At 60.3% G+C, this 13,374-nt stretch carries 16 protein-coding genes; all 16 read right to left on the bottom strand.

Features of this window, described 5'->3' with window-relative positions; translation table 11 throughout:
- Positions 1-41: 41 nt before the first annotated feature.
- On the bottom strand, positions 42-1,226 hold the full coding sequence (locus BCF11_RS13590; RefSeq protein WP_098495200.1) for an acetyl-CoA C-acyltransferase family protein: 1,185 nt from the start codon (positions 1,224-1,226) through the stop codon (positions 42-44).
- 302 nt (positions 1,227-1,528) lie between these two features.
- On the bottom strand, positions 1,529-1,921 hold the full coding sequence (locus tag BCF11_RS13585) for a hypothetical protein (protein ID WP_098495199.1): 393 nt from the start codon (positions 1,919-1,921) through the stop codon (positions 1,529-1,531).
- Positions 1,922-1,923: 2 nt separating this feature from the next.
- Entirely contained in the window at positions 1,924-3,021 is a 1,098-nt protein-coding gene (gene sctU / locus BCF11_RS13580; protein ID WP_098495198.1) for a type III secretion system export apparatus subunit SctU, read from the bottom strand.
- A gap of 9 nt (positions 3,022-3,030) precedes the next feature.
- Positions 3,031-3,828 carry a type III secretion system export apparatus subunit SctT gene (gene sctT / locus BCF11_RS13575; protein WP_098495197.1) on the bottom strand — a complete coding sequence of 266 codons (798 nt, stop codon included), beginning with the start codon at positions 3,826-3,828 and terminating at the stop codon, positions 3,031-3,033.
- Positions 3,829-3,853: 25 nt separating this feature from the next.
- Positions 3,854-4,117 (bottom strand): type III secretion system export apparatus subunit SctS, encoded by a 264-nt coding sequence (gene sctS / locus BCF11_RS13570; RefSeq protein WP_098495196.1) that lies wholly within the window; start codon positions 4,115-4,117, stop codon positions 3,854-3,856.
- A 95-nt stretch (positions 4,118-4,212) separates the two neighbouring features.
- The gene (gene sctR, locus BCF11_RS13565; RefSeq protein WP_098495195.1) at positions 4,213-4,869 is read right to left on the bottom strand and encodes a type III secretion system export apparatus subunit SctR; all 657 of its coding nucleotides are present in this window, start codon (positions 4,867-4,869) and stop codon (positions 4,213-4,215) included.
- Positions 4,866-6,017 carry a type III secretion system cytoplasmic ring protein SctQ gene (gene sctQ, locus BCF11_RS13560; protein WP_098495194.1) on the bottom strand — a complete coding sequence of 384 codons (1,152 nt, stop codon included), beginning with the start codon at positions 6,015-6,017 and terminating at the stop codon, positions 4,866-4,868. Before sctQ ends, sctR begins: the two co-directional genes overlap by 4 nt.
- 47 nt (positions 6,018-6,064) lie before the next feature.
- Complete coding sequence (locus tag BCF11_RS13555) at positions 6,065-6,412, bottom strand: hypothetical protein (RefSeq protein WP_098495193.1); 348 nt, start codon at positions 6,410-6,412, stop codon at positions 6,065-6,067.
- A gap of 241 nt (positions 6,413-6,653) precedes the next feature.
- On the bottom strand, positions 6,654-7,157 hold the full coding sequence (locus tag BCF11_RS13545) for a hypothetical protein (protein ID WP_233212480.1): 504 nt from the start codon (positions 7,155-7,157) through the stop codon (positions 6,654-6,656).
- On the bottom strand, positions 7,154-8,503 hold the full coding sequence (locus tag BCF11_RS13540) for a FliI/YscN family ATPase (protein ID WP_098495190.1): 1,350 nt from the start codon (positions 8,501-8,503) through the stop codon (positions 7,154-7,156). The genes BCF11_RS13545 and BCF11_RS13540 overlap by 4 nt, the downstream gene beginning before the upstream one ends.
- Before the next feature lie 11 nt (positions 8,504-8,514).
- Positions 8,515-9,558: an FHA domain-containing protein gene (locus BCF11_RS13535; protein WP_098495189.1), complete on the bottom strand. Its 1,044-nt coding sequence runs from the start codon at positions 9,556-9,558 to the stop codon at positions 8,515-8,517.
- A 171-nt stretch (positions 9,559-9,729) separates the two neighbouring features.
- Complete coding sequence (locus BCF11_RS13530) at positions 9,730-10,197, bottom strand: hypothetical protein (protein ID WP_098495188.1); 468 nt, start codon at positions 10,195-10,197, stop codon at positions 9,730-9,732.
- A gap of 30 nt (positions 10,198-10,227) precedes the next feature.
- Entirely contained in the window at positions 10,228-12,318 is a 2,091-nt protein-coding gene (gene sctV / locus BCF11_RS13525) for a type III secretion system export apparatus subunit SctV (RefSeq protein WP_098495187.1), read from the bottom strand.
- Complete coding sequence (locus tag BCF11_RS13520) at positions 12,311-12,616, bottom strand: hypothetical protein (protein WP_098495186.1); 306 nt, start codon at positions 12,614-12,616, stop codon at positions 12,311-12,313. The genes sctV and BCF11_RS13520 overlap by 8 nt, the downstream gene beginning before the upstream one ends.
- Complete coding sequence (locus tag BCF11_RS13515; protein WP_098495185.1) at positions 12,613-13,056, bottom strand: hypothetical protein; 444 nt, start codon at positions 13,054-13,056, stop codon at positions 12,613-12,615. The genes BCF11_RS13520 and BCF11_RS13515 overlap by 4 nt, the downstream gene beginning before the upstream one ends.
- Positions 13,050-13,370, bottom strand: coding sequence for a hypothetical protein (locus BCF11_RS13510; protein ID WP_143751333.1), 321 nt, complete (start codon positions 13,368-13,370; stop codon positions 13,050-13,052). The genes BCF11_RS13515 and BCF11_RS13510 overlap by 7 nt, the downstream gene beginning before the upstream one ends.
- Positions 13,371-13,374: the final 4 nt, after the last annotated feature.

Raw genomic sequence — 13,374 nt, 5'->3', positions numbered from 1 at the left:
CCGCCGGAACTGTCGGGCGACAGTGCCGGCGGCAGCTAGCGTCAGAGACGCTCGATGATCAAGGCTATGCCCTGGCCGCCGCCGATGCACATGGTGATCAGGCCATAGCGCTTGCCGGTGCGGATCAGCTCATACAGGCATTTGACGGCAATGATGGTGCCGCTCGCGCCCAGCGGATGGCCGAGGGCGATGGCGCCGCCGTTGACGTTGGTCAGCGCCGGATCCAGCCCCAATCCTTTGCACACGCCCAGCGACTGCGCCGCGAACGCCTCATTCGATTCAATCACCGCCATGTCAGCCAGGCTGAGACCGGCGCGTTTCAGCGCCAGCTGAACTGCCGGAATCGGACCGGTGCCCATGATCGTAGGATCGACCCCCGCCACACCGTAGGAAACCACGCGCGCCAGCGGCTTCAGGCCGGCTTGCGCGGCAGCGTCGGCCGCCATCAAGACGCAGGCAGCCGCGCCGTCGTTGATGCCGGAAGCATTGCCGGCGGTGACTGTGCCGCCCTCTTTCTTGAACGCCGGCTTGAGCTTGGCCAGCGATTCCATGGTGGCGTCGGCCTTCGGATATTCGTCGGTGTCGAACAGCGCGACGCCCTTGCGCGTCTTGATTTCCACCGGCACGATCTGCGACTTGAAATGGCCGGCGGCAATCGCCGCGGTAGCACGCTTCTGGCTTTCCAGCGCGAACGCATCCTGCTCTTCGCGCGAGATGCTGTATTTCTCCGCCACGTTTTCAGCGGTGATGCCCATATGGCCGCCGCCGAAAGGATCGGACAAGGCGCCCACCATCATGTCGATCATCTTGATGTCGCCCATGCGCGCGCCGAAGCGTGCAGCCTGGGTCGCATACAGCGAGCGGCTCATGCTTTCCACGCCGCCGCCGACCGCGACCTCGGTCTCGCCCAGCTGGATGGCGTTAGCAGCGCTGATGATGGCTTGCAAACCCGAGCCGCACAGGCGGTTCAGCGTCAGCGCAGTGGATTCCTTGCCCATGCCGGCATTCAGGCCGACTACGCGCGATACATACATGTCGCGCGCCTCGGTATGGATTACGTTGCCGAAAATGATCTGGCCGGCCTGCTTAGGATCGACGCCGGCGCGCGCAAACGCTTCCTTGACCGCCACCGCACCCAGTTCGCCCGGTGCAATATCCTTCAATGCGCCGCCGAATGCCCCGATCGCCGTACGGGCTGCGCCGACGATAACGACTTCTTTTGTCATGCTTATCTCCTTGCTTTAGTAATCTGATGACAAGACCTGCTTGCCGCCTTGCCGGAACGCATCTTACGCTTAGCGACAAATGCATTCCAGGTACCTTCAGCACTACTTTAGCAGGCATCTGCTTCCCAGTCCCGTTCGCTGCCGAAAATCCTGGCGCCGGATGGGCGAGGATGTGTAATCGCACTCAAACCGTCGGTCTGGAAAATTGCCACAGCTTCAGATAACGTCAGTCCGATATCCGACAGGATTCCTGAATGATTTTCACATGAAGCTGACCGCGCACCGGCACGCCGCACATATGCTTACAGCTGATCGCGGCCGTCCAAACAATACGGAGCACGGCAATGCGACGGGCGGCAAAGACCGCACATGCCGCCAGCGCCGCTGTTTTCGCTGCGAGCCGCAGCTTCCGGAGCCGCGAATTCACGGGTTTTCGCCCGCTCCCTGCGCAGCATCGGCCCGCGCAGCTGAATCAAGCCCACTGCCGGGCTCATTGCCAGGTACAGCGCGCGGTCGGTAATGCCAGCCAGCGTCTCGGACTCGCCGACAAAGTCATCATCTTGCAGGCCGGAACCGGTGCTGTCGCCAGGCTGCTCTGAGAACGGAGCCTGCACGTTATCCGCGCCTGGCTCGAGCGTGCGGCTGGTCTCTTCAATCCGCGATGCTGCCTTCAGCTGTTGCGTCAGATCGCCCATGGTCAGCCGTTTTCCGGCATTTCGCCATGACGCTCCAGCTCTGGCTCGCGTCCGGGCTGGTCTGAATGACGTAATTCTTCCACCACCGCGTAGACATGCGCCACCGCCTGGTAGCTTGCCTTCGGAATCGCCATATCCTGGCGGCCGGTTGCATACAGGCTGCGCGCCAGCCAGACGTGCCGGATCACCGGTATGCCACGCTCCCGGGCATAAGCAATCATCGCCTGCGCCGTTTCATCACGCCCCTTGGCCAGCACTAGCGGCACCGGCGCCAGATTGACGTCATATAGCAAGGCGACCGCAAAATGAGTGGGATTGACAACAACGGCATTGGCCTCGCCGGTCTTCGCAACCGGTCCGGAACTGGCCAGTTCGCGCGCCAGGTGCTGGCGCATGCCCTTGACCATCGGATCGCCCTCCGACTCCCGGTATTCGCGCTTAATGTCGTCCAGGCTCATGTTTAGCGACTTGGTGTGAAAATGCTTTTGCAGTCCGAAATCGACCAGGGCAAAGCATAGGCAGACACCGGTAATCGTCCGGAATATCGAATGCAGGATGGCGATGAAGCCGAAGTAGATGTCCTTCGGCAGGCCGCCTGACAGACGCACAATGGTTGGCAACGCATCATGGATCGCGCTATAAATCACCAATCCGATAATGGCAGTCTTGAGCAGCATCATGCCGATCTCTCCCAGCTTTTTCTTGGAGAAAAGCTGTTTGACGCCGTTCGCCGGATTGAGCCGGTCAAAATTCAGCTTCATCGATTCGGTCGCGATCAAGACCCCGAATTGCCCCCAGTAAGACGCGACGCCGACGATCGAGCAAGTGAGCAAGAGCGTCAGAAACACGGTAATCAGCAAGGTTTCGCCGGCGCCGCTCATTTCCAGCAAGGCGGAAGAAAAAGGCTGGTCGAAGCGGGAAAAGGCGAGGTTCATCATCGCTTGCACAGATTCTCGCCAAAATCCCTCGGCGCCGAACGCCAGTTCGCCTATCGCCGTCAGCGTGGCAAGCTTGGCCAGATCCTTGCTGACCGGCACCTGGCCTGATTTGCGCGCATCCTCAAGTTTCTTGTCGGTAGGTTCTTCGTTCTTTTCACTCATGGCCGCCGCTCACGGTTTGGATGTGGCCTGGAACAGCTGCGCCGGCACGTCCAGCATGTGCGCGAAATCATCGCTGATGTAGTGCGACAACGTCGCCCAGTACACCAGCAGGATGAACAGGCCGGTCAGGCTCTTGATGGGGGCGGAGGCAAACGATACTTGCAGGCCCGAAGCAAATACGCCGACGATGGCAAAGCCGAAATCGATCAGCAGCAATGGAATGATCACCGGGCCGCCGTACACGGCGATATGCCAGAAAAAATCGCCGAAGCGTTGCATCATCACTTCCATATGTCCGCTCTCGAAGGGCGGCATCAGGCTGAACGCCGGCCACAGGCCGTAACTCTCGATCAGCATGCGCACCATCATGACCAGCAGCCCCGACTGTATCAGCACCAGCACAGTCGCCTGCAGCAGCAGGGCGCCGACGGCGCTGGCGTCCTGGTCGATGGAGGCGTTGGAAGCCTGGATCTGGATAGGTGAGCGCTGCGTATCCAGGATCGAGCCTATCGATTGCGCGACCCAGATCGGTATCGACAGCAGCACGCCCAGCAGCACGCCGATCGCAGCTTCCTTGAAAGCCAGCGCAGCGGCCAGCATGTAGCCGGGCTGCATCTCCTGGACGAAATGATAGGTCGGCAGCAGAGCCGGCAGGGCGATGGCGATAGCCACCGCATTGCGGACGATCCCGACCAGGGTGCGCGAACCCAAGGCCGGCAGGATCGACAGGCAAAGATAGGCGCGCGGCGTGATCAATGCCAGCGAAACCAGCAGGGTCTGGGCGTCGACCAGAAGTGTGTTGCTCATGCTGTTCCATTCATCAGTGGCAGGGCTAGCGGCCGACCGTCGACACCAGCGACAGGGCCAGATCTGTCAGCTGCATCAGTTCGCTGCCGAACCAGCGCCCCATCATTGCCAGCGTCACGGCGACCGATACTAGTTTCACGATGTATGGCAAGGTCTGGTCCTGGATCTGGGTGATCGCCTGGATCACCGAGACGAGACAGCCGCAGACGGTCGCCACGATCAGCGGCGGAGCCGACATGACGATGACCAGCCACAGACCCTGCTGGAAAAAATTGAGCGTATCGACCATTTATTTTGCCTTGTTAGCAATTGCTTGTCTCTTCCCTCAACAGCAGCTGCAATGAGCTTGCGGCCACCATCAGCGAAGGAATCAGGAAATACGCGTCATAAATATGACATCGCAAGCGCATTCAGCAATTTCGCCCAGCCGTTGATCAGCACGAACAGCAAAAGCTTGAGCGGAATGGAAATCGTTTGTGGACTGACTTGCTGCATGCCCAGCGCCATCAGCAAGTTTCCTATCAGCAGATCGATCACGACGAAAGGAATATAGATCAGGAAACCTATCTCGTAACCCGTCTGCAATTCGGAAACGACGAAGGCCGGAATCAGCACCAGGGCATCGTCGGATTTTGCCTCCTTGGCGACATCCTTCGGCCATAATTTCCTGGCAGAGTCGAGGAAGACCTCGCGCTGTTCAGGCTTGCTGAAACGCAGCATGAAATCCCGCAGAGGCTCGAATGCATTCCTGGCTTGATCCAGCATCGGCACGGCGCGCACATCGGCGCTGCGGCTATCGACAGTCAGCACGCGCTTGCCGATTTCCTGCACCGTAGGCGCCATGATGAACACGCTCATGGCCAGCGAAATGCCATAGATCGCCAGCGTCGGCGGCACTTGCTGGACGCCGATGGCATTGCGCAGCACCAGCAGCACCAGGGAAATCTTCAGGAACGAAGTGGTGGTCACCACGATCAGCGGCACCAGCGACAGCAAGCCAAGCAGAATCGCAAATGAAACTACATCATACTGGCTGCTCATTGCGGAGCCGTCCATTGCGTGATGCGGATCCCCAGCTGGCCGCCGGCATCGACCAGCTCGCCCTTGCCGAGCGCCCTGCCGCAAGCCACGATGGCCACGGTTGACGGGCTGCCGCCTTCAAGCTGCAAGACACAGCCGGCTGCCAGATTGCGCAGTTCGCCCAAGCTGAGGCATAGCTGCCCCAAACGGAATTCGAGCATCAGCGGCAGCTGTTCCAAGGTTTCCAGGATTGCTCCTGTTGCATTGCTGGCGGCCCCGATTGCGCTGCCGTCCTGCGCCACGGCGTCGTCATCGCTCGCTGCGGAAAAGCTGCTTTCTGCCAGCTCGCACGCGGCGTCCGGCAACACGCCATGCGCTGCGCCGGCCGCATATTCAATCTCGCTTTGATCCAATTTTTTCTCCAGTTTGATAATTTCCAGGGAGCCTGGCGGCCGATACTGAACCTGGATCGAAAGTCCGCCCAGGTCGACCGTTCCCACCCCTTGGCAATCGAAGCGGGGGCTGTCGGGAATGATCACGTCGCCTGCCTGCAAGCGCTGCAATGCCGCCAGGTCGAGGCCATGCCTGGCCAGCAAGACCTGGAACGGAAAATTCAGGCCGGCCCAAGGCGCGCTGCGGCCGGGGTTTGCATGCCAGTCGTGGCGCGACAGCAGCGCCAGCATGACGGAAGCATCTGCTTGTATTTCGGTGACGACGGCATGCTGCTGATCGCTTACCGTCAGGCACAGAGAAACCGGATCAGGCCAATGCGGCGCGGCGCCGAACTGCAGGTCGGTGGCGCCTGTGAAAGGGGTCTGCTGCAGACGGCCAAGCACGGCAGCTCTGAGCCAGTCGCCGGTTTCAGTGGCGGCAAAGGTTGCGCCAACGTCGATCCCGCACAATGCCCGCAACAGGCGCTGTCCTTGCGTTACGGCGATCACGCCGTAAGACGCAGTGATCAGCAAAGCATCTTCCGCGGACGTTGCAGCGATTGTGTTCATGGACAGGGCCAGCGTCAGTTCGCCTTCTGGCGACGCCAGCCTGGTCTGGCAACCGCCTCCGATCTTGCGCAACAACGTTACACGCTGTCGCGACATGAACGGCAAATCGCCGACGGCAAGCACGGCGGCTTCTTGAAATGAAGAGAATTGAGCACTGCAATCTGGCATGACGAACTCTCGGCAACGAAATTGATCCGTACTGCCAGCGAGACTAGCTACAGTACGGCGAGACTGACGTCTCTTCCTATATGTCGCGCCAAACGCCGTTCCAGTTCCGTCCGTTTGCCTTTTAATCGTTCGCCAAGCTGCCGGCTCGATGGCGTCAGCAAGATCGCAGTTGCCTTATCCGACTGATTGACCGCCACGCCCAACGTTTCACCGTCTGGCAATATCACTTCGAAAATGCCGTCGAGGCCAGCCAGCGGCGCCAGCTCGCCGGTCAAGTGATCGAGCTCCATGCCGGCCTGGCCGGCTGCCGCCAGTTCGTCCAGCTGCGCCAGGCTGTCGCCGGATTTCTCTTGCGACTGCCGGCGCACAGCGAGAAAACCCGGATAAGCGTTCATTCCGCCTTCAGCCGCGGCGTCGCCGCTCTCTGTTGCCGTCCTGCCTTCTGCCGGCCTCCTGGTTCGTCGCGCAGCACCACCATCTGCAACGCCCTGCCGCTCTCCGCGTGCGGCAGGGCCTGGAGCGCTGCCGCCTTTCCGCACCGGACGAGGCACATAGGGCGGGGCTGCCGAGGCTGGCTTCGGGCTTTCGGGACGGCGTACAAAAGTACTTCCTGTTATGCGATTTGCACCTGACATGTTATTCCTCCACCGGCTTTCCGGACGCGCGCAGTTCATCGCGCAAGATAGTTAATTTCTCCTGCTGCCTGCGGGCATCTGCCAGCACCTGATGGGCCGCGAAGAATGCGCGGCCATCATCCTTGCAGGACGTTGCCAGCTGGCAGGCGGCTAATCTTTGCAAGCTCGCGCTCTGCTTCATACGGTCATACGCCGCCTTGCTCTGACGGAATTTGCCGCTGGTGATGGCCATTTGAAAGAAACTGCTGCGTGCCTGCCGCCAGTATTGCTGCGCCTCCTGCAAAGCTGCGCGCCAGCCGCGCTTGGCTTGATGCAGCCTGGCGCGGGAATCGCGCCAGGTTTGCCGCGCATCCAGGCGCTCGCGTTCCAGCCGGTCCAGCCGCTGGCGGCGCACGCCCATCAATTTGTCGAGGCGCTTGTCTTCCGGTCTTTTCTCTGCAACGTCGATCGGCTCGCGCCTGGCGCGCAACCTGCCAAGGCTATCGCGGCTCGCTCCCATGCTCATTGGGCAAGTGCCGCAAGCCGGCTTTGCGTCTCACCGATGGCCGACATGTCGCGTGTATCCTGGCGTAAAAACGCCAACTGTTCGGGATGCATCTTGACGGCCATGTCGGCCAACGGATCGCGTCCCTGTTTATATTCGCCAAGGCGGATCAGCAACTCCATTTCCTGGTACTGGGCCAGCAGCTGGCGAAAATGCGAGGCAGCTTTGCGCTGTTCGCCAGGAGCGACGTTGCTCATCACGCGGCTGATGCTGGCCAGTACATCTATCGCAGGATAGTGCCCTTGTTCCGCCAGTTTGCGTGACAAGACCACATGTCCGTCCAGCAGCGAGCGCGCCTCGTCGCCGATCGGATCCGAATTGGATTCGCCGTCCACCAGCACGGTATACATCGCAGTGATCGAGCCTGAAGCGACGTTGCCGGCGCGTTCGATCAGGCGCGGCAGCATGGTATAAACCGACGGCGTGAAGCCGCCGCGCGCCGGCGGCTCGCCCGCCGCCAGGCCTATTTCGCGCTGGGCGCGGGCGAAGCGTGTGAGCGAATCCACCAGCAGCAGTACGTTCTGTCCCCTGGCGCGAAAACCTTCCGCAATCGCCGTCGCGGTAAACGCGGCGCGCGAGCGCTCCATCGAGGTGCGGTCAGAGGTAGCGCAAACGATGATGGTTTTCTTTACCAGCTCGGCGTCGAGCTCATGTTCCAGGAATTCGTTCAGCTCACGGCCGCGTTCGCCGATCAGGCCGAACACAATGGCATCGGCCTGGCAGCCGCGGGCAATCGCCGCCATCAGCGTGGTCTTGCCGCAGCCGGGGCCGGCAAATACGCCGATCCGCTGGCCGCGTCCCATTGTCAGCAAACCGTCGATGGCGCGCACGCCGGTAGGCAGCAGCGTCGCAATCCGCGGCCGTTCGCTGGCCTGCGGCGCATCGCGAATCACCGGCACGGTGGCGCGCCAGGTGGACACCAGGTCGACTGCGGCTGGAGCGCGGAACTGCATGCGGCCGAAGCCGTCCAGCACTGCGCCGAACAGATGGTCGCCGACCTCGATCGTATGACTGCGCCGCAGCGGCTCAATCACGGTCCGATTGGAAATCCCTTCCAGCGGGCTCAGCGAAGACAATATCGCGGCGCGGTCGGTAAAGCCGACCACTTCGGCAAAAGTCAGCTTGTCAGGCGTCAGGGGATTGATCAGCTGGCACAGTTCGCCGATCTCTACCGGTGGCATGTGGGCTTCAATCAAGGTGCCTAGTACTTGTGACACCTTGCCACGGCTGCTGAAGCCAGGGCTGGCCGGCAACCGCTGCAACCAGCGTCCGGCGTCGGCGCTGACCTGGCTCAAGGCCTCGACCATCGCTGCAGCGCTCACCAGTTCACCTCTATCTTGCGCTTGCCGGCGAACACCAGATGAGTGTCCTGCACCGATACCAACCGGATGCCGCGCACCTGGTCGCCGATATACAAACGTTCGCCATCCTGCGTAACGACGCTGGCGTTGTTGCCGGATATGACCTGGCGTATCTTGAATGGCAGCATGTTTTCAGCGCCCACTACCTTAGCGTTGACCGGGAAGCCGATCTTGTACTCTTTGATAAAACCCATCAGGACGCGCTCGAAACGCGCCGTTTCGTCATCGTCCAGATTGGCGCGCAGCTCCCATGACTGGTCGTTCAAGACCAGATCGAAGCGACTCAGCAGATCGGCCTTTTGCAGGCGTCGCCGCAGCGCTTGTTGCAGTTCCGCCTGGGACATGGTTTTGGCGAGGTCGGCGGCAATCGCGGAGGGATCCTCTGCAACCGGATTCCTTGCCGCACCGGTGCTGGTTTTTCCCAGCATGACCGCAACGTCAGTCTTACGCGGAATGGCGCTTGCAGGCGGTTTGGCATTGATGGCGTAGGCGGCCGCTGCGCCTATCACTGTAATCACTGCAACGGATGTATACAGCATGCCTTTGATGCCGCCGCGCCTGCCCTGGGCGCCGTCGGACGCAACGGCTTCCGACGTCGCCGGAACGAGGTTTTCAGCTTCAGGAAATTTCTCTGCGGTCGGCAACGGATCGCCGGTTGCAACCTCAAGTGCAGCAGCTTCGCTGGCAGCCGGCGCGCGCGCCCATGGCGCGCCTTCGGCTTCGATACCGATCCAGACATGGCCGATGCAAGCGCATCCGCCGACGCCCAAGTCAATCGCCCTTTGCACCTGACCGCTGTCAACATCGCTTAGCTGGCCGGATTCCGCAGTCAGAAGCCAACCGCTTTCGGTACGCGTGAGGGTGGCGTGCCGTTCTTCGATGCCGGGATCCACCAGCACGACGTCGGCCATATCACTCGCACCTATGAGCAACGGAGTGTCATCCAAAGGCAGGGTAGCGCCCCGGTGCAGGCCGTTCAGGATTCGCAGTTCATACATCATGCAATGGTTCTCTCGGGTTGGATTGGTTGGACCATGCTCATGAGTGGCAAGCAATTGCGCCCGGGTTCCAAATGCGTTCAATGAAGCTCAGAGATCCGCTGCAAGCGGGTCGCGACGCGCGCTTGCATGACGCTGCGTCATTCCTTTATCCGGCTGCGCAAAGAGATTTTTTCAGAGTCCGTGAGCAGACATTTTCTGTGTCTGGCTTATTCTGCTGTACCGCCGGGTTGCCAGCCTCGTCAAGGCCTGCAGGTCCATTTCATAAATCTGGAACTCGCCCACGGTGTCAATTATTTCCCAGTTGTTTCTTTGCATGAAGCGGCGGCATTTCACATTATCGACATGCACGGGAGCATAGGCGGGACAGCGTTGTGCAAAAATCCACTCGAGTGTCTGCCGCCACAGGAATGTCCAGGTTCCATGGTATTCCGGCAGCACGGAAAAATGGGCGTACTTTGGGCACAGCATGGCTCCGCCTATGCAACGTCCGTCCAGTTCAAAGCCGATCGCCTGATATCCGGACGTCTCGGCGAGGTATATCTGTTTGGTCACCAGCTCTCGGAACATCTGGTTGTACGATGAGCGCTCGGCTTCATACATCACCTCCAGGTCCAGTTTATCGACGATGCGCAAAGCCATGTTTTTCCAATCCCTAAAATGCATATCCAGTCATAGCTCGATCATGCCGACCGGCTGTATCCGCGAATGCTGCGTCAGCTCCGAGAACGCAAACACCGATACCGAGAAAAATTCCTCCTCAATCAGCTTGCGCACCGATCGGCGGATGTCCGCCGCGGTCACCAGCACCGGCAACGCCGCGGCGGTGCCGCCGGTACCCACCAGTTCGCCCAGGCGATCGAGCAGGGCTTGCTGGATTTCGGGAGAAATATCCAGGTAGCTGCCCTGGCTGGTCTGGCGGATCCCGTTACGCAACTGGTCTTCCAGCTCGGGCGCCAGCAGCAGTACCTCGATCAGGCCGTCGCGCGCCGCTTCGTGGCATAGTTGGCGCTTGAGCGCCAGGCGTACATAGTCGGCCAGCACATCGGGATCGCGCTCCTTGGCGGCCCATTCGAGAATGGTTTCGAGGATCAGGCGGGCATTGCGAATCGATACCCGTTCGCGCGCCAGGCGCTGTATCACTTCGGCCAGCCGCGGCAGCGGCACCGAACGGCCCAGTTCCTTGCCCAGTTCGGGATAGCGCCGTTCGGCCCAACGCGTAAAGCGCTGCACTTCGTGCACGCCGACGAACATCTGGCAGTTGCGCATCATTTCGACTTCGACGTCGGCGGCAAAGACTGCTTCCCACATTTCATAGATGACGCCGGCTTCGCGCAATTTACCTGGATCCGCGGCCTGGACCCAGGTGCGGCGCCGCCGGGTGCCGGTCAATGTATCTTCCAGCGCAGTGAAGCCCAGCTCTTCGAGCCGCGCCACGGATTCGACCGCCGATGCCCAACCGCTGCGGATTTCGACATCGATCAACGGCACCTCCGACATCAGGAAGTGAATCCTGCCGTCAGGTATCGTGCTATTGAATTCAAAGTCAATCACCTGGAGATCGGGAATGCCGCGCTTTTCCAGTATGCAGTTGCGCATGACGCGCACCGCGATGGTGATCGCTTCGGCGGCCGGCGTTTCCTTCAGCACCAGGGGCATGCGAACGATGAATGGCTTGGTGGCGGCAAACGTAGTCAGGTCGACGATGCGCGCATTTTCGCTTTCACTGGCATTGACACGCCGCTGCTGCTCCAGCAAAGCCTTTGGCTTGAGCAGACCGACCGCGCCGGCAGTCGCCAATGTCGCCGCCAGTATCAAAAATACCAGGGTAGGCATGCCAGGAATAAAGCCAAACAGCAGCATGATCACGCTAGCCGTGGCGAGCGCTTTCGGCTCGCTGAACAGTTCCGCGACGATATCCTGGCCGATGTTGCTCGGCTGTTCTCCGTTTTTTCGGTTGTCGTCGGCCACTCGGGTGGTGATCATGCCGGCGGTAAGGGAAATCAGCAATGCCGGAATCTGTGCTATCAGGGCATCGCCGATCGTCAGCACCGAATACAGATGCATGGCGTCGACTGCGGCCAGGTTATTTTGCAGCACGCCGATGGAAATGCCGCCGATCAGATTGACTGCAACAATGAAAATACCTGCAATCGCGTCGCCCTTGACGAATTTCATCGCACCGTCCATCGCACCGTGGAGCTGGCTTTCCTTGGACAATTCCGAACGTTTGTGCTTGGCTTCCTCCGCGGTCAGCAGGCCGGCCCGCAGATCGCTGTCGATCGACATCTGTTTGCCGGGCATGGCGTCCAGCGTAAAGCGTGCCGCCACTTCGGATACCCGTTCGGAGCCTTTGGTGATGACGATGAACTGCACCACCGTCAAAATCAGGAACACCACCAGGCCGACCACAAGGTTGCCGCCGACGACAAAATTGCCGAAGGTCTCGACGATATGGCCGGCGTTGGCCTCCAGCAGGATCTGGCGCGTGGTGGACACTTCCAGCGCCAGCCGGAACAAGGTAGTCAGCAGCAGCACCGCCGGGAAGGTGGAAAACGCAGTTGGTCCTGGCATGTACATCGACACCACCACCATCAGGCCGGCGACGCAAAGATTGAGCGCGATCAGGATATCCAGCAGCCAGACCGGCATCGGCAGCACCAGCATCAGGACGATGGCGATCACCAGCGCGGCGGCAAACAATTCAGCGCGTTTCGCCACTTTCTCGGCGAACGCATTCAGCTGGAGAACGATTTCATGCATTGCCGGCTCCCTTCAGACAAATTTCATCCCCGGCGCGCCGATATACCAGGTCGCTCCATTCCTTGCAGTCGCCGCGGTTCAACACCTGCAGGACCCGGGGTTCCAGCGGCTGCTGCATTTCCACCGAGGCGTAGGCTGCCATCAAACTCAAACGCAGCTCGTCAGGCCATACGGCCAGGCAGCCATGCGCCAGCCTGCAGGCAGCCTCGAACTGCCTGGTATTGAGGCAACCCCAGACCAGACCGATCGCCAGTTTCAATTCATCCGACAGTACTTCACTGTTTTTCATTGCTTTCATGCGGTTTCTCCAGGGATCGCATTAGCTTCCATCTCAGCATCTGTCATGCGCATTTGCTGGAACCTCAGGCGTAGCTGGACAGCATGTTCGACTACCGAGACTGCCGCCAGGCAGCCATGCCGCTGCTGTTCTTCCAATCCAAGAGAGTGCTCGATCAGGCAACGCTGCAAGCCGCGCATTTTTGGTACAGGATCTCCCATCCAGGCAGGACTGGCGACTGTCAGCAGGGTTCCCAGGAAATCGGTGAGTGCACTGATAGCGCTGTCCATCGCACTGGACGGCTGTTGCAGCGAGGCTGCCGCCTCGCCCGGATACAGCTCGCCGCTGGAAATCGCCTCCAGCGGCAACGGCTGTTCGAGGCTGCGGATTTCCCCTACATCGTTGTGTGAGCCGAGCGCTCCGGGGCGCAGCGGGCGGACAGTCTGTAAATTGTTCAGCATAGGAGCTCCAGGGCAATACGAAGATCGTCCGCGCTCAGAGCGCAATGGTCGTCAGACGGACCGGTAATCCGTCGCAGCAAATACCAGCTGCCGTCCTTCAACATCGCCGGCAGCCAGGCGCCATAGCGTGAAAAATTGTGTGCACGCCGCTCCAACACGGTTTCGGTCTTGACCTCATGCGCGCGACCGCCGCCATAGCCAATCCCGACCAGCACACCGTCTGCCAGCGGATAGGCCAGCAACGTGATGTCATCCTCGATACACTGACTGGCAACCGCGCGTTCGCGTTGCGCAGCGTTGACAAGATTCAGCAAGATG

The organism is Collimonas sp. PA-H2, from assembly GCF_002564105.1.
Classification (GTDB): domain Bacteria; phylum Pseudomonadota; class Gammaproteobacteria; order Burkholderiales; family Burkholderiaceae_D; genus Collimonas.
The sequence above is the reverse complement of the archived record's forward strand: the minus strand, read 5'-3'. Positions and strand labels throughout refer to the sequence as shown.

Coding starts and splice junctions, on each gene's coding strand:
- BCF11_RS13590 (WP_098495200.1), bottom strand. CDS start 1,226: ATGACAAAAGAAGTCGTTATCGTCGGCGCAGCCCGTACGGCGATCGGG.
- BCF11_RS13585 (WP_098495199.1), bottom strand. CDS start 1,921: ATGGGCGATCTGACGCAACAGCTGAAGGCAGCATCGCGGATTGAAGAG.
- sctU (WP_098495198.1), bottom strand. CDS start 3,021: ATGAGTGAAAAGAACGAAGAACCTACCGACAAGAAACTTGAGGATGCG.
- sctT (WP_098495197.1), bottom strand. CDS start 3,828: ATGAGCAACACACTTCTGGTCGACGCCCAGACCCTGCTGGTTTCGCTG.
- sctS (WP_098495196.1), bottom strand. CDS start 4,117: ATGGTCGATACGCTCAATTTTTTCCAGCAGGGTCTGTGGCTGGTCATC.
- sctR (WP_098495195.1), bottom strand. CDS start 4,869: ATGAGCAGCCAGTATGATGTAGTTTCATTTGCGATTCTGCTTGGCTTG.
- sctQ (WP_098495194.1), bottom strand. CDS start 6,017: ATGCCAGATTGCAGTGCTCAATTCTCTTCATTTCAAGAAGCCGCCGTG.
- BCF11_RS13555 (WP_098495193.1), bottom strand. CDS start 6,412: ATGAACGCTTATCCGGGTTTTCTCGCTGTGCGCCGGCAGTCGCAAGAG.
- BCF11_RS13545 (WP_233212480.1), bottom strand. CDS start 7,157: ATGAGCATGGGAGCGAGCCGCGATAGCCTTGGCAGGTTGCGCGCCAGG.
- BCF11_RS13540 (WP_098495190.1), bottom strand. CDS start 8,503: ATGGTCGAGGCCTTGAGCCAGGTCAGCGCCGACGCCGGACGCTGGTTG.
- BCF11_RS13535 (WP_098495189.1), bottom strand. CDS start 9,558: ATGATGTATGAACTGCGAATCCTGAACGGCCTGCACCGGGGCGCTACC.
- BCF11_RS13530 (WP_098495188.1), bottom strand. CDS start 10,197: ATGGCTTTGCGCATCGTCGATAAACTGGACCTGGAGGTGATGTATGAA.
- sctV (WP_098495187.1), bottom strand. CDS start 12,318: ATGCATGAAATCGTTCTCCAGCTGAATGCGTTCGCCGAGAAAGTGGCG.
- BCF11_RS13520 (WP_098495186.1), bottom strand. CDS start 12,616: ATGAAAGCAATGAAAAACAGTGAAGTACTGTCGGATGAATTGAAACTG.
- BCF11_RS13515 (WP_098495185.1), bottom strand. CDS start 13,056: ATGCTGAACAATTTACAGACTGTCCGCCCGCTGCGCCCCGGAGCGCTC.